At 73.5% G+C, this 16,749-nt stretch carries 15 protein-coding genes; 6 read left to right on the top strand and 9 right to left on the bottom strand.

The window, feature by feature from the left end; all coding sequences use genetic code 11:
• Window positions 1-52: 52 nt before the first annotated feature.
• The 6 genes from LPC08_RS13055 to secD all read right to left on the bottom strand — a co-directional run bounded on the left by LPC08_RS13055 (window position 53) and on the right by secD (window position 7,790).
• Window positions 53-628: a DUF3035 domain-containing protein gene (locus tag LPC08_RS13055; RefSeq protein ID WP_230448679.1), complete on the bottom strand. Its 576-nt coding sequence runs from the start codon at window positions 626-628 to the stop codon at window positions 53-55.
• Window positions 625-1,149: a signal peptidase II gene (lspA, locus tag LPC08_RS13050; protein ID WP_230448678.1), complete on the bottom strand. Its 525-nt coding sequence runs from the start codon at window positions 1,147-1,149 to the stop codon at window positions 625-627. The genes LPC08_RS13055 and lspA overlap by 4 nt, the downstream gene beginning before the upstream one ends.
• Window positions 1,146-3,977: an isoleucine--tRNA ligase gene (ileS, locus tag LPC08_RS13045; RefSeq protein ID WP_230448677.1), complete on the bottom strand. Its 2,832-nt coding sequence runs from the start codon at window positions 3,975-3,977 to the stop codon at window positions 1,146-1,148. Before ileS ends, lspA begins: the two co-directional genes overlap by 4 nt.
• Window positions 3,978-4,248: 271 nt before the next feature.
• Window positions 4,249-5,196 (bottom strand): tripartite tricarboxylate transporter substrate-binding protein, encoded by a 948-nt coding sequence (locus tag LPC08_RS13040; protein WP_230448676.1) that lies wholly within the window; start codon window positions 5,194-5,196, stop codon window positions 4,249-4,251.
• 14 nt (window positions 5,197-5,210) lie between these two features.
• On the bottom strand, window positions 5,211-6,188 hold the full coding sequence (gene secF / locus LPC08_RS13035) for a protein translocase subunit SecF (RefSeq protein ID WP_230448675.1): 978 nt from the start codon (window positions 6,186-6,188) through the stop codon (window positions 5,211-5,213).
• A 12-nt stretch (window positions 6,189-6,200) separates the two neighbouring features.
• Window positions 6,201-7,790 carry a protein translocase subunit SecD gene (gene secD, locus LPC08_RS13030; RefSeq protein ID WP_230448674.1) on the bottom strand — a complete coding sequence of 530 codons (1,590 nt, stop codon included), beginning with the start codon at window positions 7,788-7,790 and terminating at the stop codon, window positions 6,201-6,203.
• A gap of 214 nt (window positions 7,791-8,004) precedes the next feature.
• Here secD and LPC08_RS13025 point away from each other — a divergent pair, with 214 nt between their 5' ends.
• On the top strand, window positions 8,005-8,973 hold the full coding sequence (locus LPC08_RS13025; protein ID WP_230448673.1) for a Gfo/Idh/MocA family protein: 969 nt from the start codon (window positions 8,005-8,007) through the stop codon (window positions 8,971-8,973).
• A 162-nt stretch (window positions 8,974-9,135) separates the two neighbouring features.
• The gene (locus tag LPC08_RS13020; protein WP_230448672.1) at window positions 9,136-11,016 is read left to right on the top strand and encodes a diguanylate cyclase; all 1,881 of its coding nucleotides are present in this window, start codon (window positions 9,136-9,138) and stop codon (window positions 11,014-11,016) included.
• Window positions 11,017-11,086: 70 nt separating this feature from the next.
• Here the strand turns inward: LPC08_RS13020 and wrbA are convergent, their stop codons facing one another.
• The 3 genes from wrbA to LPC08_RS13005 all read right to left on the bottom strand — a co-directional run bounded on the left by wrbA (window position 11,087) and on the right by LPC08_RS13005 (window position 13,372).
• A complete protein-coding gene (wrbA, locus tag LPC08_RS13015) occupies window positions 11,087-11,692 on the bottom strand; it encodes an NAD(P)H:quinone oxidoreductase (protein ID WP_230448671.1) in 606 nt (201 codons plus the stop codon).
• Window positions 11,693-11,831: 139 nt separating this feature from the next.
• A complete protein-coding gene (locus tag LPC08_RS13010; protein WP_230448670.1) occupies window positions 11,832-12,611 on the bottom strand; it encodes an N-acyl homoserine lactonase family protein in 780 nt (259 codons plus the stop codon).
• Complete coding sequence (locus tag LPC08_RS13005) at window positions 12,608-13,372, bottom strand: SDR family NAD(P)-dependent oxidoreductase (protein WP_230448669.1); 765 nt, start codon at window positions 13,370-13,372, stop codon at window positions 12,608-12,610. The genes LPC08_RS13010 and LPC08_RS13005 overlap by 4 nt, the downstream gene beginning before the upstream one ends.
• Window positions 13,373-13,549: 177 nt before the next feature.
• Here LPC08_RS13005 and LPC08_RS13000 point away from each other — a divergent pair, with 177 nt between their 5' ends.
• The 4 genes from LPC08_RS13000 (at window position 13,550) to LPC08_RS12985 (ending at window position 16,739) form a co-directional block, all read left to right on the top strand.
• Window positions 13,550-14,542 carry an NAD(P)-dependent oxidoreductase gene (locus LPC08_RS13000; RefSeq protein WP_230448668.1) on the top strand — a complete coding sequence of 331 codons (993 nt, stop codon included), beginning with the start codon at window positions 13,550-13,552 and terminating at the stop codon, window positions 14,540-14,542.
• Window positions 14,543-14,608: 66 nt separating this feature from the next.
• Window positions 14,609-15,076 (top strand): ureidoglycolate lyase, encoded by a 468-nt coding sequence (locus LPC08_RS12995; protein WP_230448667.1) that lies wholly within the window; start codon window positions 14,609-14,611, stop codon window positions 15,074-15,076.
• On the top strand, window positions 15,076-16,008 hold the full coding sequence (locus LPC08_RS12990; RefSeq protein ID WP_230448666.1) for a polysaccharide deacetylase family protein: 933 nt from the start codon (window positions 15,076-15,078) through the stop codon (window positions 16,006-16,008). Before LPC08_RS12995 ends, LPC08_RS12990 begins: the two co-directional genes overlap by 1 nt.
• Window positions 16,005-16,739, top strand: coding sequence for a maleate cis-trans isomerase family protein (locus LPC08_RS12985; RefSeq protein WP_230448665.1), 735 nt, complete (start codon window positions 16,005-16,007; stop codon window positions 16,737-16,739). Before LPC08_RS12990 ends, LPC08_RS12985 begins: the two co-directional genes overlap by 4 nt.
• Window positions 16,740-16,749 lie beyond the last annotated feature (10 nt).

The raw sequence follows: 16,749 nt of genomic DNA, 5'->3' as shown, positions 1-16,749 counted from the left end.
CCGCCCCGCCAGCATAGGCGGCGGGAGCGGCGGCCGGGAGGTCAGGGGCGGGTCAGAACAGCCGTTCGAACAGGCCGGGCTGGCGCCGCTGGATCACCGGCGTCTCGCCATCCCCCGGCGAGCGGCCGAGGGCGGCGTTCTCCCGCAGGCGCTGGCTCTCGCGCTGCGGATCGAGGGCGGTGCCGGGCGGCGGCGGGTCCTGCCAGAACATCAGCCGGTCGGTCAGGCTGCGGTTCGGGCGGTCGAGGCGCAGGCTCTCCTCGTCCACCACGCGGCGGATGGAATCATCCACCGGGCGCCCGCCGCCGGCCTGGGCGACGAGCGAGGCCTCGGAGCGGGACTGGGTGCCGCCGCCGCGGCGTTCCAGCGCGGCGGAGGGGACCAGGGCGCTCTCGGCCGACTGGCTCGCCGTCAGCTCCTGCGGCCGGACCGCGCCGGGGCGGGGCGGGGGCAGGTTGCCGAGGGCGGGCGGCATGGAGAGGGGGGCGCGGGTGACGACCTGGAACTCGTCCGGGGCGTCGCGGGTGAAGCCCAGGGTGCGGGCGGTGTCCTGGCCGCAGGCGGCCATGGCCAGCGGCAGGGCCAGGACGGCAGCCGAGCGGACGGCGATCAGGCAGGCGCGCATCATGCCGGCTCCTTAGACACGGCGTCGGGTTTGGTCGAGGGGTCTTTGACGGGCGGCGAGCGGAACAGCGCATCCGCCACCAGGGCGAGCACCCCCAGCACGATGGCCGCGTCGGCCACGTTGAAGACGTACCAGTGCCAGCCCCAGGCGGAGGCATCGACGAAGTCGAACACCGCCCCGAAGCGCAGCCGGTCGATGACGTTGCCGACCGCCCCGCCGATGACGGCGCCCAGCGCCACGGCGACGAAGCGGGTTTCCGCCCGGACCATCCAGCGCAGCAGCACGGCGGCCACCACCAGGGCCAGCCCGGCCAGGGCCCAGCCGTGCCAGGGGGCGTCGCCCGCCAGCAGGCCGAAGGTGACGCCCCGGTTCCAGACCATGGTGAGGTCGAGCGAGAAGGGCCCGGCCTCGATCAGCGGGACGTGCCCGACCTGGGGCAGGCCGATGACCGTGGCCATCCACCACTTGCTGGCCTGGTCGGCGACCAGCACCAGCAACGCGGTCAGCAGCCCGGGGCGGATCATGCCGCCTGTGCCCCGCTGGCCGGCACCGCCGCGTCGCAGCGCAGGCAGAGATCGGCGTGGCGGCCGCTCCCGACCTCGGGCAGGACGCGCCAGCAGCGGGCGCATTTCTCGCCCTCGGCCCGGGCGAAGGCCGCCGCGGGGGCATCCGCCGGTTCCAGGGTGAAGCCGGAGGTGATGCAGACCTCCGCCCACAGCTCCGGCGGCAGCAGCGACGCCTCCTCCGCGGGCACGGCGAGGGTCGGCGCGGCCTGCAGGCTGGAGCCGATGGTGCCGGCGGCGCGGGCCTTCTCCAGCTCGGCCGTCACCAGCCCGCGCAGCTCCCGCACCCGCGCCCATTTCGCCGCCAGGGCGTCGTCGCGCCACTCCGCCGGGATGTCGGGGAAGGGTTCGAGGTGCACCGACCCGTCCTCGGCGGGGAAGCGGGCCAGCCAGGCCTCCTCCGCCGTGAAGGGAAGGACGGGGGCCAGCCAGGTGGTCAGGCAGCGGTGCAGCGCGTCCAGCACGGTGCGGGCGGCGCGGCGCCGCGGGCTGTCCGCCGCGTCGCAGTAGAGGCTGTCCTTGCGCACGTCGAAGTAGAAGGCGGAGAGGTCGGCGGCGCAGAAGGCGTGGATCTCGGGGTAGACCCCCGTCCAGTCATGGTCGGCCACCGCCTGGCGTAGCCGCGCATCCAGCTCGGCGAGCCGGTGCAGCACCCAGAGCTCCAGCTCCGGCAGCTCGGCGTGGGGAACCCGCTCCGCATCCGAGAAGCCGTCGAGGTTGCCCAGCAGCCAGCGCAGCGTGTTGCGCAGCCGCCGGTACAGCTCCGCCGTCTGCTCCAGGATGCGCGGGCCGATGCGCTGGTCCTCGGTGGTGTCGGCGTTCATCACCCACAGGCGCAGGATGTCGGCGCCGTACTTCTTGGTCACCTCCTGTGGCGCGGTGACGTTGCCCAGCGACTTCGACATCTTCCGCCCGGACTCGTCGAGCGTGAAGCCGTGCGTCAGCAGCGCCTTGAAGGGCGCCACGCCGCGCGTGCCGATGCTCTCCAGCAGGGAGGAGTGGAACCAGCCGCGGTGCTGGTCCGAGCCTTCGAGGTAGAGATCGGCCGGGAAGGGCAGGCCGCGCTCCGGCGTCAGGGTGAAGGCGTGAGTCGAGCCGGACTCGAACCACACGTCCACGATGTCCATCACCTGCTCGTAGTCGTCCGGGTTGCGGTCGTTGCCCAGGAAGCGCTGGGCGGCGCCCGGCTTGTACCAGGCATCCGCCCCCTCCTCACGGAAGGCGCAGACCACGCGCTCGATCACCGCCGCGTCGCGCAGCGGCTCGCCCGTGCGCTTGTCCACGAAGACGGGGATCGGCACGCCCCAGGCGCGCTGGCGGCTGATGCACCAGTCCGGCCGCGCCGCGATCATCGAGGTCAGGCGGTTGCGCCCCGCCTCCGGCACGAAATGCGTGCGCGAGAGGGCGTCCAGCGCCTTCTCCCGGATGGCGTTGCCGTCATCCATGGCGATGAACCACTGCGGGGTGGCGCGGAAGATCACCGGCTTCTTGGAGCGCCAGGAATGCGGGTAGGAATGGACCAGCGACCCCTTGGCCGCGAGGTTGCCCATCGAGGCGATCGCCGCCCAGACGGCCTCGTGCGCCTTGAAGACGTGCAGGCCGGCGAAGCCCGGCGCCTGCACGGTGTAGGTGCCGTCATCGGCCACCGTCTCCGGCACGGGCAGGCCGAAGATCCGGCCGAGGTTGAAGTCGTCCTCGCCATGGCCGGGGGCGATGTGGACGAAGCCCGTGCCCGCATCGGCGGTGACGAAGTCGCCCGGCAGCAGGGGGACGTCGAAGTCGTAGCCGCCGGCCGCCCCGGCCCAGCCGCGCAGCGGATGCGCCAGGATCGTCCCGGCCAGCTCGCTGCCCTTCAGCACGCGGCGGACGGTATGCGCCGCGAGCCCCGTCTCCTTGGCGAAGGCGGGCAGCAGCGGCAGGGCCACCAGCAGGGTGAGGCCCGGGCGGAGCAGCGAGCCCTCCGCCACCGCGTCCACATGCAGCAGGGCGTAGTCGATCTCCTCGCCATAGGCGACGGCGCGGTTGCCCGGCATGGTCCAGGGGGTGGTGGTCCAGATCACCACCCGCGCACCGTCCAGCTCGCCCTTTGCGGCGGAGACCACCGGGAACAGCGCGTGCAGGGTCGGGCTGGTGTGGTCGTGGTACTCGACCTCCGCATCGGCCAGCGCGGTCTTCTCGACCGGGCTCCACATCACCGGGCGCAGGCCGCGGTAGAGCGAGCCGTTGAGCAGGAACTTGCCGATCTCGCCCGCGATCACCGCCTCGGAGGACAGGTCCATGGTCGCGTAGCGCCCCGCCCAGTCGCCGAAGACGCCCAGGCGCTGGAACTCCTCGCGCTGCACGTTTAGCCAGTGGGCGGCATAGGCGCGGCACTCGGCGCGGAAGTCCAGCACCGGCACGGCGTCCTTGTCGCGGCCCTTCTTCCGGTACTCCTCCTCGACCTTCCACTCGATCGGCAGGCCGTGGCAGTCCCAGCCGGGGACGTAGTTCGCGTCGCGCCCGGACATCTGGGCGGCGCGGTTGATGACGTCCTTCAGGATCTTGTTCAGCGCGTGCCCGATATGCAGCGGCCCGTTCGCATAGGGCGGGCCGTCATGCAGGACGAAGCTCGGCCTGCCGGCGGATTCCGCCCGCAGCCGGTCCCACAGCCCCAGCCGCTGCCAGCGGGCCAGCCAGTCCGGCTCCCGCTTCGGCAGGTCGCCCTTCATCGGGAAGGGGGTTCGCGGGAGGAAGACGGAGCCGCGCCAGTCTGTCGTGGGGCGGGTCGTCTCGGTCGTGGCGTCGGTCATGGCGGTCTTCGGGGGCTCTTCCGGAAGGCGCGTCCGGCGGGCGGTTCCGAAGCGGAAGGGCGGGCCGGAGGCGCGGGCAGGGGGCGCGCAAGGGGGGGTCGCGTCGGGGTGCCGGCCCTCAGACGAGGGCCGGGCCGGTAATTCGCGCGTGAAGGACCCGCCGGAGCATGGCGCTAGTTATGGTGAGGGCGGCCGGTGGGGGTCAAGCGCCCGCCGCCGCCGGGCGGGGCTGTGGCGGCTGCACGACTCATGGACCGCCGGCGGGGCCCGCTCAGCCCGGCCGCGGGGTCCAGGGCTCGGCCACCCAGCGGCGTTGCAGCGCCGCCAGGTCGCCCTGCACGGCGGCGGTCCAGGCCGCGCCATCCAGATAGGACGGCAAGAGGCCGGTCGCCTGGCTCTGGGCGGCGAATTCCGGGTCCTCGACCACCTGGCGCAGAGCCTCGGTCAGGGGGCGCGCCTGATCCTCGGCGATCCCCGCCGGCAGGACGAAGCCCCGCCGCGACGTGCTCCGCAGCGGCAGGCCCTGCTCCGCCAGGGTCGGCGCCTCGGGCAGCAGGGGGCTGCGCTGCTCGCCGGAGAGGCCGAGCGCGGAGAGCTTGCCGTCCCGCAGCGCGGCGATGGCATCGGACAGCCGCACCAGCGCCGCGCTGACATTGCCGGAGAGCGCCGCCTGCCGCGCCGCGGCGGCGGAGGGGAAGTGCAGGGCGGACAGGTTGAGCGGGCCGATCACTGCCGTGGCCGCCAGCGCGGCCACGGAGTTCGGCGGCGGCAGCCCCAGCACGCCGGGGGAGGGCAGGGCGCGCAGCGCCGCCAGCTCCGTGCCGGGCGGGGTGACGAGGACCAGCGGCTCCTCGGTCACGGCACCCAGGAAGCGCAGGCGGGAGAGCAGGTCCGCCTCGCCCTGCTCGACCGCGCGCGTCAGGAACTCCGGCGCCTGGATGTAGCCGAGCAGCCGCCCGTCCGGCCGGGCCTCGGCCAGTTCCCGCAGCATGGCGAGGCCGTTCGCTCCGGGCCGGGCCAGGACGGTGACGGAGCGGCGGGGCAGGTGCCGCTCCAGGAAGGGGGCGAAGGCACGCAGCCACTGGTCGGAGGACCCGCCCTCCGGCCCTGGGACCAGCAGGGTGACGGTCGGGGCCGCCCGGGCGGGCGCGCGCGGCGCCAGCAGGGCCGCCCCCACCGCCCCGAGCCCAAGGAGGGTGCCGCGCCGTCCCGTCCGCATCGCCCGCCGCCTTCCTACGGGCGGGAGGCGGCGGGCTTGTTCGCCGCCGCCGCGGGCCGCGCCTGGACCTCGCGGCGCAGCCGGTGCTCGCCCAGGAACAGCAGCAGCGGGGCGGCGATGAAGATCGAGGAGGAGGTCGCCACCACGATGCCGAACAGCGTCACCCAGGCGAAGCCCGACAGCGCGTCGCCGCCGAACAGCGCCAGCGGCAGGGCGGAGAGCAGCAGCGTGGCGGAGGTGCCGACGGTGCGGTTCAGCGTCTGGTTGATCGACAGGTCGATCAGGTCGCGCAGCGGCATGGTCTTGTACTTGCGCAGGTTCTCGCGCACGCGGTCATAGACCACGACCTTGTCGTTCACGCCGAAGCCGATGATGGTCAGGATGGCGGCGACGGTGGTCAGGTTGAACTCGATCCCCGTGACGACGAGGAAGCCCACCGCCTTGGTGGTGTCGAGGATCAGCGTGGTCACCGCGCCGACGGCGAACTGCCACTCGAAGCGGAACCAGATGTAGATCAGCATCGCCAGCAGCGAGAAGCCGAGGGCGTAGAGCCCGTTCAGGAACAGCTCGTCCGAGACGCGGTTGCCCACCGCGTCCACCCGCACGATGCGCGTGCCGGGGGCGAGCTGCTCCAGCGTCGCGCGGACGCGGTTCACCGCCTGCTGGGTCTGCGCCTCCTCGCCCTGCACCGGCAGGCGGAGCAGGACGGAGTTGGCGTCGCCGAACTCCTGCACGCCTGCCTCGCCGAGGCCCAGCCGGTCCACCGCGGCGCGGATCTGGCCCAGATCGGCGGGGGCGGGGGTGCGGGCCTCCATCAGGATGCCGCCCTTGAAGTCGATGCCCTTCTCCAGCCCCGGATGGAAGGCGAGGATCAGGGAGGCGGTGGAGAGGAGGAGCGAGACGATCAGCCCCATGTAGCGGCCGCGCATGAAGCGGATGCGCGTGCCGTCGGGGACGACCCGGAAGAGCGGGCGGGAGAGCAGGCGGAGCATGGCGGTCCTCCCTCAGACCGGCAGCTCGCGCGGGCGGCGCGAGCGGTACCACCAGGAGATCATCAGGCGGACCAGTGTCGTGGCGGTGAAGAGGTGGACAATCGTGCCGATGGTGACGGTGATGGCGAAGCCCTTCACCGGCCCGGAACCGAAGGCGTAGAGGCAGGCCATGGCGATCAGGTTGGTCAGGTTGCTGTCCACGATGGTGGCGTAGGCCTTGCTGAACCCCGCCTCCAGCGCCTGGACGGGCGAGCGCCCGGCCTGGACCTCCTCGCGGATTCGCTCGTTGATCAGGATGTTCGCGTCCACCGCCGTGCCCAGGGTCAGCACCACGCCGGCGATGCCGGGCAGGGTCAGCGTCGCCTGGAGCAGCGACATGGCCGCGCCCATCAGGATCAGGTTGATCAGCAGGGCGATGTTGGCGAACCAGCCGAACAGCCCGTAGGCGAGGCCCATATAGGCCAGCACCAGCAGCGTGCCGGTCATCAGCGCCAGCAGACCGGCGCGGATGGCGTCCGCCCCCAGCTCCGGCCCGACCGTCCGCTCCTCCACCACCGTCAGCGGCGCGGGCAGGGCGCCGGCGCGCAGCAGCACGGCGAGGTCGTTGGCCGAGGCCGCGTTGAACTGGCCGCTGATCTGGCCGCGGCCGCCGGTGATCGGCTCTCGGATGACGGGGGCGGTGATCACCTTGTCGTCGAGGACGATGGCGAAGGGCCGGCCCGTATTGGCCCGGGTGATGTCGGCGAAGCGGCGGGTGCCGATGGAATCGAAGGTGAAGTTCACCACCCACTGGTGGGTCTGCGGGTCCTGCCCGGCGCGGGCGTCAGAGAGGTTGGCGCCGTCCACCGCCACCTGCCGGCGCACGGCATAGCGCTGGCCGTCGCGTTCGCCCATCAGGAACTGGGTGCCCGGCGGGGGGACGGTGGCCTGCGGGTTGGCGTTCTCGTCCAGCAGGTGGAAGGTCATGCGCGCGGTGCGGCCGAGCAGCTGCTTCAGCCGGTTCGGGTCCTCGACGCCCGGCAGCTGGACCAGGACGCGGTTCTGCCCCTGGCGGGCGACCAGCGCCTCGGCCACGCCCGTCTCGTCCACGCGGCGGCGGACGATCTCGATGGACTGCTCCACCGCGCCGGTGGCGCGGGCGCGCAGCCCCGCATCGGAGAGGGTGGCGGTGACCGTGCCGTCCGGGGCGGTGGCCACGTCGATGTCCGGTCCGGTCACGCCCCCCGTGCCCAGCGGCACGGGGTTGGCCAGCTCGCGCAGCTGCGCCGCCGCGGTCTCGGCCTGGGCGGGGTCGCGCAGGCGGACGGTCAGGCGGCGGTCGCCGGGGCTGGAGGCGATGGCGGTATAGCCGATGTTGCCGGTGCGGAAGCGGGTGCGGGCGCCGTCGGCCAGGGCCTCCAGCCGGTCGCGCACCACCGCGTCCAGATCGACCTCCAGCAGCAGGTAGGAGCCGCCGCGCAGGTCGAGGCCGAGCGAGATCTGGCGGTGCGCCGCCCAGTCCGGCAGGACGGAGCGGGGCAGGAGGTTGGGAAGGCAGAGCAGGATACCGAGCGCGATGACGCCGAGGATCGCGGCAACCTTCCACCGCGCGAAGTACAGCATGTCCGGGCAGGCATCCCCTGGTTGGACCCCCTGGCGTAGCCAGGTCGGGGTCGGGCGGGCCGGAAGATGCTGTGAGGGGGCCGGCGATGCAAGCGACGGCGAGTCGCGGAGTGAAACCGGGCCGTCGCCCCCACCGCGCGGCGGGGCCGGTTCCCGCCGGGGGCGATCCGCTCTAGAGCCCGGTCCCAGGAAGGCCAAGGAGGGCCGAAGGACCATGCGGCTGAAGCTGGGCGTGCTGGGCGTGGGGCATTTCGGGCGGTTCCACGCGCTGAAGGCGGCCAAGGGTGCCCGCACCGAGCTGGTGGGCGTGGCCGATGCCGACCCCGCCCGGGCCGCCGCCGTGGCGGCGGAGGCCGGCGCCCCCGCCCTGCCGGCCGAGGCGCTGATCGCCGCCGCCGACGCGCTGATCGTCGCCGCCCCCACCGCCTACCACGCCGGGCTGGCCACCGCCGCGCTGGAGGCGGGGAAGCACGTGCTGGTGGAGAAGCCCATCGCCGCCACCCTGGCCGAGGCGGATGCCCTCATCGCCCTGGCCGCCGCCAAGGGCCGGGTGCTCCAGGTCGGGCAGCTCGAACGATTCTCCGCCGGGATGGCGGCGATGCGGGAGGGGGGCGGGATCGCCGCCCGGGTCGGGAAGCCATTGTATCTGGAGGCGGTGCGGATCGCCCCCTTCCGCCCGCGCTCACTGGACGTGCCGGTGGTGCTGGACCTGATGATCCACGACCTGGACCTCGCGCTGATGGTCTTCGGCGCGCCGCTGGTGGGGGTGGATGCGGTGGGGGCCAACGTAGCCTCGCAGCGGACGGATATCGCCAATGCCCGGCTGCGGTTCGGCAACGGGGGCGTGGCGACGCTGACCGCGAGCCGCGTCAGCCTGAAGATGGAGCGCCGGCTGCGCCTGTTCGGCAGCGAGGGTTACCTCCAGATGGATTTCCTCGCCCGCACCCTGCACGTCGTCCGCAAGGGCGAGGGCGAGGCGCTGGAGCAGCTTCCGGGCTTCGGCGGCGCGCACGCCTCCTGGCAGGACCGCGACAGCCTGGAGGCGGAGCACGCCGCCTTCGCCGCCGCCTGCCTGGACGGCGCGCCGGTCGAGGCGGACGGGGCGGTGGGGCGCGCCGCGCTGGACGCCGCGCTGCGGGTGGAGGAGGCGATCGCCGCGTCGCGGCTGGCGGCGGAGGGGTAGCCTCTCCGCCTCGGCGCGGGCGGTCCGGGGGGGCGCGCCGGGCGGGGTGCAGCGGGCTGGTCCGCCTTGCCGCCGGAGCCGTCGCGCGGGAAGCTGCGCCCCGGCCCAGCCCGGGCAACTGCGGGGCATCGCCCCGGCCTTCCGCCTGGTCAGGAATCCCGCATGCCGGAGCCGGCAAGCCGCCCCTTCCGTTCGATGAGCTTCCGGGCCGTCGCCTATGCCGTCATCGGCTGCGCGGCGCTGCTGGGGACGGAGGCTTGGCACGCCTGGAACGACCGCCGGGCGCATCTGGAGGAGGTGGAGACCGGCACGGACAACTTGGCCCGGGCCCTGGCGGGGCGGATGGGCACCACCGCCAGCCTGACCGACACCTTGCTCGCCGGCCTGGTCGACGAGCTGCAGGAGACGGGGAAGGGGCTGGGGCTGCGGGACCGGGTGGACCGCCGCCTCACCGAGACGATGGGGCCGCTGGAGAAGAACTACGTGGTCGTCGTCCTCGACCAGGATGGCCAGGTCGTCGCCAGCTCGCTGAACCAGGCGCCGGTGGGCGCGAACGAATCCGGGCAGGAATTCTTCCGCTACCACCGGGACACGCCGGAGTCGGGCCTGCACATCGCCCTGCCGGTCTGGAGCTCCTTCCTCGGCACCTGGATGGTCACCTTCTCGCGCCGCCTGTCCGATGCGCAGGGCCGCTTCGCCGGGGTGGTCATGGCCGGGCTGCGCGGCGACAGCCTCGCTAAGATCCACGCGGATCTCGATGTCGGCGAGGATGGCGTCATCGCCGGCATGAACGAGCGGGGCGACGCCCTCGTCCTGCATCCCTACGACCCCGCGGACGCGGCGGGCGGCCTGAAGGATGGCGACTGGCTGCGCGCCCGGATGAACCCCGCGGCGCCCGGCCAGGCGCCGGACATCGGCCCTTCGCCGGATGGCGAGAGGGTCTATTCCGTCTTCCGCACGCCGGGCTATCCGCTCTACGTCGTGATCGGCGCCTCCGCCGACCGGACGCTGGAGAAGTGGCGCGTCAGCACTGCCTCGCGCGCGGCGACGACGGTGCTGGTGGCCATCGTCATCGGGGCGCTCGGCCTGCGGCTGGCGTCGCTGGCCCGGGCGCGGCAGGCGGCCCACCGCGCCCTGCGCGACAGCGAGGCGGAGTTCCGGCTGCTGGCGGAGCGTTCGAGCGAGATGATCGTGCGGCTCGGCCCCGACTGGCGCCGCCGCTACGTCTCGCCCGCCTCGCAGGCCCTGCTCGGCAAGCGGCCGGAGGTGCTGCTGGGGCGCTCCGCCTTCGACAATGTCGATCCCCAGGATGCCGCGGCCGTCCGCGAGCGGTTCGAGGCGCTGCTCGCCGGGCGGGAGGAGGAGGGCACCTTCGTCTATCGCATGCGGCGCCGCGACGGGCGTCAGATCTGGGTGGAAACCCTTCTGCGCAAGGTGCACCACCCGACGACCGGCGCCCAGGACGGCGCGGTGGCCATGGTGCGCGACATCACCGCGCGGAAGACGGCCGAGGCCGCGCTGGAGACGCTGGCCAGCACGGACGGGCTGACCGGCCTGACGAACCGGCGCGGGCTGGACGAGGCGCTGGCGCGGGAATGGTCGCGCGCCGCGCGGGAGGGCCGCCCCCTGTCGCTGCTCCTCCTCGACCTGGATCGCTTCAAGGTGTTCAACGACACCTATGGCCATCCGGAGGGCGACGAGTGCCTGCGGGTCGCGGCCGATGCCATCGCGCGGTCCCTGCGCCGGCCGGGCGACCTCGCGGCACGCTATGGCGGCGAGGAGTTCGCCGCCATCCTGCCCGATACCGCCGCCCCCGATGCGTTGCAGGTGGCGGAGGCCGTCCGCGCCGCCGTGGAGGCGGCCGGCATGCCGCATGCCGGCAATCCGCCCTGGGGGGTGGTGACGGCGAGCCTGGGCGTGGCCTCCGCCATGCCGCGCCCCGGCGGGGCGGAGGCGGGGGTGGCCGGCCTGGTCGCGGCGGCGGATGCCGCGCTCTACGAGGCGAAGCGCGGGGGCCGCAACCGCGTGGCCGCGGCTGGGTGACGCCCGCCCGCACCGGCCGCCGCCCGGTGGCCTCCGGCCGCCCCGGCCGCCGGGCGGGGTTGGGCCGTGCTCAGGCCCCGCCCGTCAGCTTCGCCGCGATCTTCGCGACGTGCGCGCCCTGGAACTTCGCCATGTCCAGCTCGTTCGCGGAGGGCTGGCGCTGCCCCTGGCCGCCGGCGATGGTCGTCACGCCGTAGGGCGAGCCGCCGGTGATCTCGTCCAGCGTCATCTGCCCGGCCGCCGAGTAGGGCAGGCCGACCAGCACCAGACCGTGGTGCAGCAGCATGGTGTGCAGCCCCATCAGCGTCGTCTCCTGCCCGCCATGCTGGGTGGCGGTGGAGGTGAAGGCGGCGCCGACCTTGCCGATCAGCGCGCCCTTGGCCCAGAGCCCGCCGGTCTGGTCCCAGAACTGCGCCATCTGCGAGGTAAGGCGGCCGTAGCGGGTCGGGCTGCCGACGATGATCGCGTCGTAGTCGCCCAGCTCGTGCGGGTCGGCGACCGGGGCGGCCTGGTCGGTCTTGCCGCCGGCCTTGGCGAAGGCCTCCGGGCTCATCAGCTCCGGCACGCGCTTCACCACCGCCTCGGCGCCGGCGCTACGCGCACCCTCGGCGACGGCATGGGCCATCGTCTCGATATGGCCGTACATGGAATGGTACAGGACCAGAACCTTGGTCATGGCAGACTCCTTCTCCGCGGTTGCGGCAAAGGTGGCGCCCGGCGCGCCCATGTCCAGGCGAAACATCCCGGCTGGCCATTGGTGGCGGTGATGACGGCCAGAGCCCCCGCGCCATGGACAGCGGCGCGGCGGGGAGCGGTCAGTCCAGCCGGACGATCCAGCCCTCGGTACCCGGATGTGCGGCGGGGTGCGCCTGCATCACCCAGGGGTCGTGGCCGGGGAGGACCGCCTCGGCCCGCCCGCCCGCCGCCTCCAGCACGCGGTCGAAGGCATCCAGCGCGTCGCCCACGGAATAGAGGGACGGGAAGGGGACCCGACGCTCCAGATTGGCCCGGAAGGCGGCCGAATCCCCGGCCAGGCAGAGCCGGCCGCGCCGGGTGGGGAAGGCCAGGGCCTGCAACCCGTCCGTATGGCCACCGACATGGAAGGCCTCGATCCCGCCGGGGCCGGACCAGCATCCGTCGTGCAGGGTCAGGCGCCCGGCATGCAGCAGCGCCGTCATGCCGGCGATCTCGCCCGGCTCGTAGCCGGCGCGCAGCAGCGGGTGGCGCATCGCGGGACCGTTCACATAGGCCAGCTCCCGCGCCTGCAGATGGAAGACGGCGTTCGGGAAGAGCGCGGTGCCCCCGGCATGGTCCCAGTGCAGGTGGGTCTGGACCACCGTGCGGACCTCGCCCGGGTCGATCCCCAGCGCCCCCAGCGCGGCCGCGACATTGGCGAGCGGTCGCTTGCCCAGCCGCGCCACCACCCCGTCGTCGGCGCCGGTGTCCACCATCACCACCCCCTCCGGCCCGCGCAGCACGAAGGTCAGGTAGGCGAGGGGCATCGGCTCGGCGCCGCCCGAGCCGTCGAGGAAGCTGCGGTGGCCGGGGCGCAGCGGGTCCTCGGCGTAGCGGATCGCATAGGCCTCCCAGCTCATGCGCGGGTGCCCATCCCCATCAGCGACAGCCCGCCATCCACCGCGAGCGTCGTGCCCGTGACATAGGCGGCGAGGTCGCTCGCCAGGAAGGCAATCACGCCTGCCACGTCCTCCGGCCGGCCGAGCCGGTCCGCCGGGATCAGGGCGAGCTTCGCCGCCCGCCATTCGGCGTCGCCGTGCCGGGCGCGGTTGATGTCGGTCAGGATGGTGCCCGGCGCCACGGCGTTCACCGTGATGCCCTCGGCGGCCAGCTCCAGCGCGAGCTGCCGCACCAGCCCGCCGATCGCCGCCTTGGAGGTGCCATAGGCCACCAGCCCCGGATTGGGCATCCACTGGTTCACCGAGGAGGTCAGCACGATCCGTCCGCCCCGCCCGGCGGCACGCATGATCGCCGCCGCTTCCCGCGCCAGGGCGAAGGGCGCGGCGAGGTTCACGGCCTGCACCCGGGCGAACTCCGCCTCGCTGGTGTCGGTCAGGGGCTTGCGCAGCAGCATGGCGGCATTGCCGACCAGGATGTCCAGGCCGCCCAGCGCCTCGGCCGCGCGGTGCGGCAGCGCGGCCGCCGCACCGGGCTCGGCCAGGTCAGCTTGCAGCGCCACGCCGCCGCATTCGGCGGCCAGGGCGGCGGCCGCCTCCGGCTCGGCCAGGTGGTGCACGGCCACGCGCGCGCCGGCCGCCGCCAGGGCGCGGGCGGCGGCACGGCCGATGCCGTCGGTGCCCGCCCCGGTCACCAGGGCGCGGCGGTTGCGGAGGTCGATCATCGGACGGCGGCCCGGAACCCGGTGGACGGCGCTGCCGCATCGGCGCGTGGGGCGAAGGCACGACCCATCGGGTGCGGCGGCTCCGATTGCTGGACCTGCGACGGATGGCAGCGTGGCGGGCCCATGCTGTCAACCGGGTGGCTGGGAAGCAGGCATGATTCGTGCCATGCCGGGCGCATGCGACTGCATATCCAGAATCCGCCCGGCGACGATCCGCTGGGGATCACCCGCGCGCAGTGGGACTCCGCGCTGGCACGCAACCCCGACATGGCCGGGACGGCGATGTCCCTCTCGGATGACCCCGCTGCGCTGGTGCCGGCGCTGCGCGAGGCGGAGGTGCTGCTGACCTGGACCAAGGTCGCCCATGACCACCTGCGCCGCCCGGATCTGCGCGCGATCGCGCCGCGGCTGCGCGTGCTGGCCTTCACCTCGGCAGGGCTGGACCGGCTGCTGCCCTTCGACTGGGTGCCACCGGACCTCGTGCTGGTGAACAACCGCGGCACCCATGCCGAGAAGGCGGGCGAGTTCGGCATCATGGCGCTGCTGATGCTGCGCAACCACATCCCGCTCTTCGCCGAGCAGCAGCGGGAGGCATGCTGGGCCCCCAGGCTGGCACCCAGCCTGGCCGGGGCGGTGCTGGGCCTGGTCGGGCTGGGCACGCTGGGCAGCGCGGTGGCGCAGCGCGCGAAGCAGTTCGGCATGCGCGTCCTGGGCGTGCGCGGCACGGCGCGGCCGCACCCGCATTGCGACGAGGTCCTGGGCGAGTCCGACCTGGAGCAGGTGCTGCCGCGCTGCGACTTCCTGCTGCTGGCCTGCCCGCTGACCCCGCGGACGCGCGGCCTGCTGTCGCGCGAGCGGCTGTCGCTGCTGCCGCGGGGGGCCGGCGTGGTGAACATCGCGCGCGGCGCCGTCTGGGACCAGGATGCCGTCTGCGACCTGCTGGAGGCCGGCCACCTCGCCGCCGCGCTGACGGATGTCGCGGTGCCGGAGCCCCTGCCGCCCGGTCACCGGCTCTGGCGCACGAAGGGGATGTTCATCACCCCGCACATGTCGGCGGACGACCCGCTGGTCTACAACGACCGCACGCTGGACATCCTCTTCGCCAACCTGCGCGCGGAACGCGAGGGCCGGCCGCTGCCCAACCGCGTCGATCCCGTGCGCGGCTACTGAGCCGCCGAGCCGAAGGGAGGACCCGATGCCACGCCCGTCCCGAGCCGTCTTCCGGGCAGGAGCCCGATGATGCGCGCCATTCCCCTGACTGCCGAGGCCTTCGCCCCCTTCGGCCAGGTGCTCGACCCGCCGACCCTGCCGGGCCGCACCTACTTCGACCAGAGGCTGGAGAACCGCCGCCCCGGGGCGCATCCCAGCCTGTCGCTCGCGATGCGCGCCCCGTCCTCTCTGCCCTTCCGGGTGGAGAAGATGGAGCGGCACGCCTTCTCGTCGCAGAGCTTCGTCCCGCTCGACCCGGTGCGCTACCTCGTGCTGGTGGCGCCGCACGCGCCGGGCGGCGGGCCGGACATGACGCAGGCGGCGGCCTTCGTCGCCTCGCCCGGCCAGGGCGTGACCTATGGCGCGGATGTCTGGCACCACGGGCTGACCGTGCTGGACGCGCCGGGGCGCTTCGCCATCAGCATGTGGCTGGACGGCACGGCGGGCGACGAGGAGTTCGTGGACGTGACGCCCTTCACCGTGGAGGCGGCGTGATGGCCTATGAGGTGCGGCGCGACTTCCTCGGATACGGCGCCAACCCGCCCGACCCGCGATGGCCCGGGGGCGCGCGGGTCGCGGTCAACTTCGTGATGAACTACGAGGAGGGCTCGGAGCCCTCGATGCAGGATGGCGAGGGCTTCTCCGAGCACGGGCTGACCGAGGCGATGGGCCCCAGCCAGATCCACAGCGGCCGCGACCTCGCCGCCGAGGGCATGTTCGAGTACGGCAGCCGGGTCGGCTTCTGGCGCCTGCTGCGGCTGTTCCAGGAGCGCGGGATGCCGCTGACGGTGTTCGGCTGCGCCCTGGCGCTGGAGCGCAACCCGGAGGCCGCGGCGGCCATCCGCGCGGCCGGCTACGACGTCTGCTGCCACGGCTGGCGCTGGGTGAAGCACTGGCAGCTGTCCGAGGAGGAGGAGCGCGAGCATATCCGCCGCGCCGTCGAATCCCTGCAACGCACGGTGGGGCACCGCCCGGACGGCTGGTACTGCCGCTACGGACCCGGCGTGAACACGCGGCGGCTGGTCGTGGAGGAAGGCGGCTTCCTCTACGACAGCGATTCCTACGCGGACGAACTGCCCTGGTGGGTCACGGTGGAGGGCAAGGGGCACCTCGTCGTGCCCTATTCGCTGACCAACAACGACGGCAAGTACGCCAGCTCCGTTGGCACCTCCGACGAATGGTTCAGCTTCGTGCGCGACGCCTTCGACACCCTCTACGCCGAGGGTGCGGAACGGCCGAAGATGATGTCGGTCGGGCTGCACATGCGGCTGATCGGGCATCCGGCACGGTCGGCCGGCCTGGCGCGGCTGCTGGACCACATCGGGAAGCACGACAGGGTCTGGGTCACCCGGCGCATCGACATCGCGAGGCACTGGTTGGCGACGCATCCCTATCCCGGCCACGGGCTGAACGAGGACCGGCCATGACGAAGCGCGTGCTGCTGGGAATGCTGACCCCCTCCTCCAACACGGTGCTGGAGCCGGTGACCTCCGCCATGGTCGCCGGGCTGCCGGAGGTCTCGGCGCATTTCGGCCGCTTCAGGGTGACGGAGATCGCCCTGTCCGACAGCGCGCTGGCGCAGTTCGACGACACGGCGATCCTGGCCGCGGCGGAGCTGCTGGCCCATGCCAAGGTGGATGTCATCGCCTGGAACGGCACCTCCTCCGGCTGGCTCGGCTTCGAGGCGGATGAGCGGCTCTGCCGCCGCATCACCGAGGCGACGGGCATCCCCGCCACCACCTCCATGCTGGCGCTGAACGAGATCCTGGCGCGCACGGGGGTGAGCCGGCTCGGCCTCGTCACCCCCTACACCGACGACGTGCAGGCGAGGATCGTCGCCAACTACGCCGGCCTCGGCCATGCCTGTGCCGGCGAGCGCCACCTGGGCCTGCGCGACAACTTCTCCTTCTCCGAGGTCACGGCGGACCAGCTCTCGGCCATGGCGCGCGAGGTCGCGGCGGCCGGGCCCCAGGCCCTGGCCGTGGTCTGCACCAACCTGCGCGCCGCGCCGCTGGTCGAGGCGCTGGAGGCTGAGCTGGGCCTGCCCGTCTACGACACCATCGCCACGGTCGTGTGGAAGAGCCTGGCCATCGCCGGCGTGGACCCGCGGCGTGTCACCGGCTGGGGCCGGCTGTTCCGGGAGATCGGGCCGGCCTGACCCCTGGGGC

The organism is Roseomonas sp. OT10 (assembly GCF_020991085.1).
GTDB classification, from domain to species: domain Bacteria; phylum Pseudomonadota; class Alphaproteobacteria; order Acetobacterales; family Acetobacteraceae; genus Roseomonas; species Roseomonas cutis.
The sequence above is the reverse complement of the archived record's forward strand: the minus strand, read 5'-3'. Positions and strand labels throughout refer to the sequence as shown.

What these genes read in the sequence shown, in the direction of transcription:
- LPC08_RS13055 (WP_230448679.1), bottom strand. Translation starts at nt 628, where the DNA reads ATGATGCGCGCCTGCCTGATCGCCGTCCGCTCGGCTGCCGTCCTGGCC.
- lspA (WP_230448678.1), bottom strand. Translation starts at nt 1,149, where the DNA reads ATGATCCGCCCCGGGCTGCTGACCGCGTTGCTGGTGCTGGTCGCCGAC.
- ileS (WP_230448677.1), bottom strand. Translation starts at nt 3,977, where the DNA reads ATGACCGACGCCACGACCGAGACGACCCGCCCCACGACAGACTGGCGC.
- LPC08_RS13040 (WP_230448676.1), bottom strand. Translation starts at nt 5,196, where the DNA reads ATGCGGACGGGACGGCGCGGCACCCTCCTTGGGCTCGGGGCGGTGGGG.
- secF (WP_230448675.1), bottom strand. Translation starts at nt 6,188, where the DNA reads ATGCTCCGCCTGCTCTCCCGCCCGCTCTTCCGGGTCGTCCCCGACGGC.
- secD (WP_230448674.1), bottom strand. Translation starts at nt 7,790, where the DNA reads ATGCTGTACTTCGCGCGGTGGAAGGTTGCCGCGATCCTCGGCGTCATC.
- LPC08_RS13025 (WP_230448673.1), top strand. Translation starts at nt 8,005, where the DNA reads ATGCGGCTGAAGCTGGGCGTGCTGGGCGTGGGGCATTTCGGGCGGTTC.
- LPC08_RS13020 (WP_230448672.1), top strand. Translation starts at nt 9,136, where the DNA reads ATGCCGGAGCCGGCAAGCCGCCCCTTCCGTTCGATGAGCTTCCGGGCC.
- wrbA (WP_230448671.1), bottom strand. Translation starts at nt 11,692, where the DNA reads ATGACCAAGGTTCTGGTCCTGTACCATTCCATGTACGGCCATATCGAG.
- LPC08_RS13010 (WP_230448670.1), bottom strand. Translation starts at nt 12,611, where the DNA reads ATGAGCTGGGAGGCCTATGCGATCCGCTACGCCGAGGACCCGCTGCGC.
- LPC08_RS13005 (WP_230448669.1), bottom strand. Translation starts at nt 13,372, where the DNA reads ATGATCGACCTCCGCAACCGCCGCGCCCTGGTGACCGGGGCGGGCACC.
- LPC08_RS13000 (WP_230448668.1), top strand. Translation starts at nt 13,550, where the DNA reads ATGCGACTGCATATCCAGAATCCGCCCGGCGACGATCCGCTGGGGATC.
- LPC08_RS12995 (WP_230448667.1), top strand. Translation starts at nt 14,609, where the DNA reads ATGATGCGCGCCATTCCCCTGACTGCCGAGGCCTTCGCCCCCTTCGGC.
- LPC08_RS12990 (WP_230448666.1), top strand. Translation starts at nt 15,076, where the DNA reads ATGGCCTATGAGGTGCGGCGCGACTTCCTCGGATACGGCGCCAACCCG.
- LPC08_RS12985 (WP_230448665.1), top strand. Translation starts at nt 16,005, where the DNA reads ATGACGAAGCGCGTGCTGCTGGGAATGCTGACCCCCTCCTCCAACACG.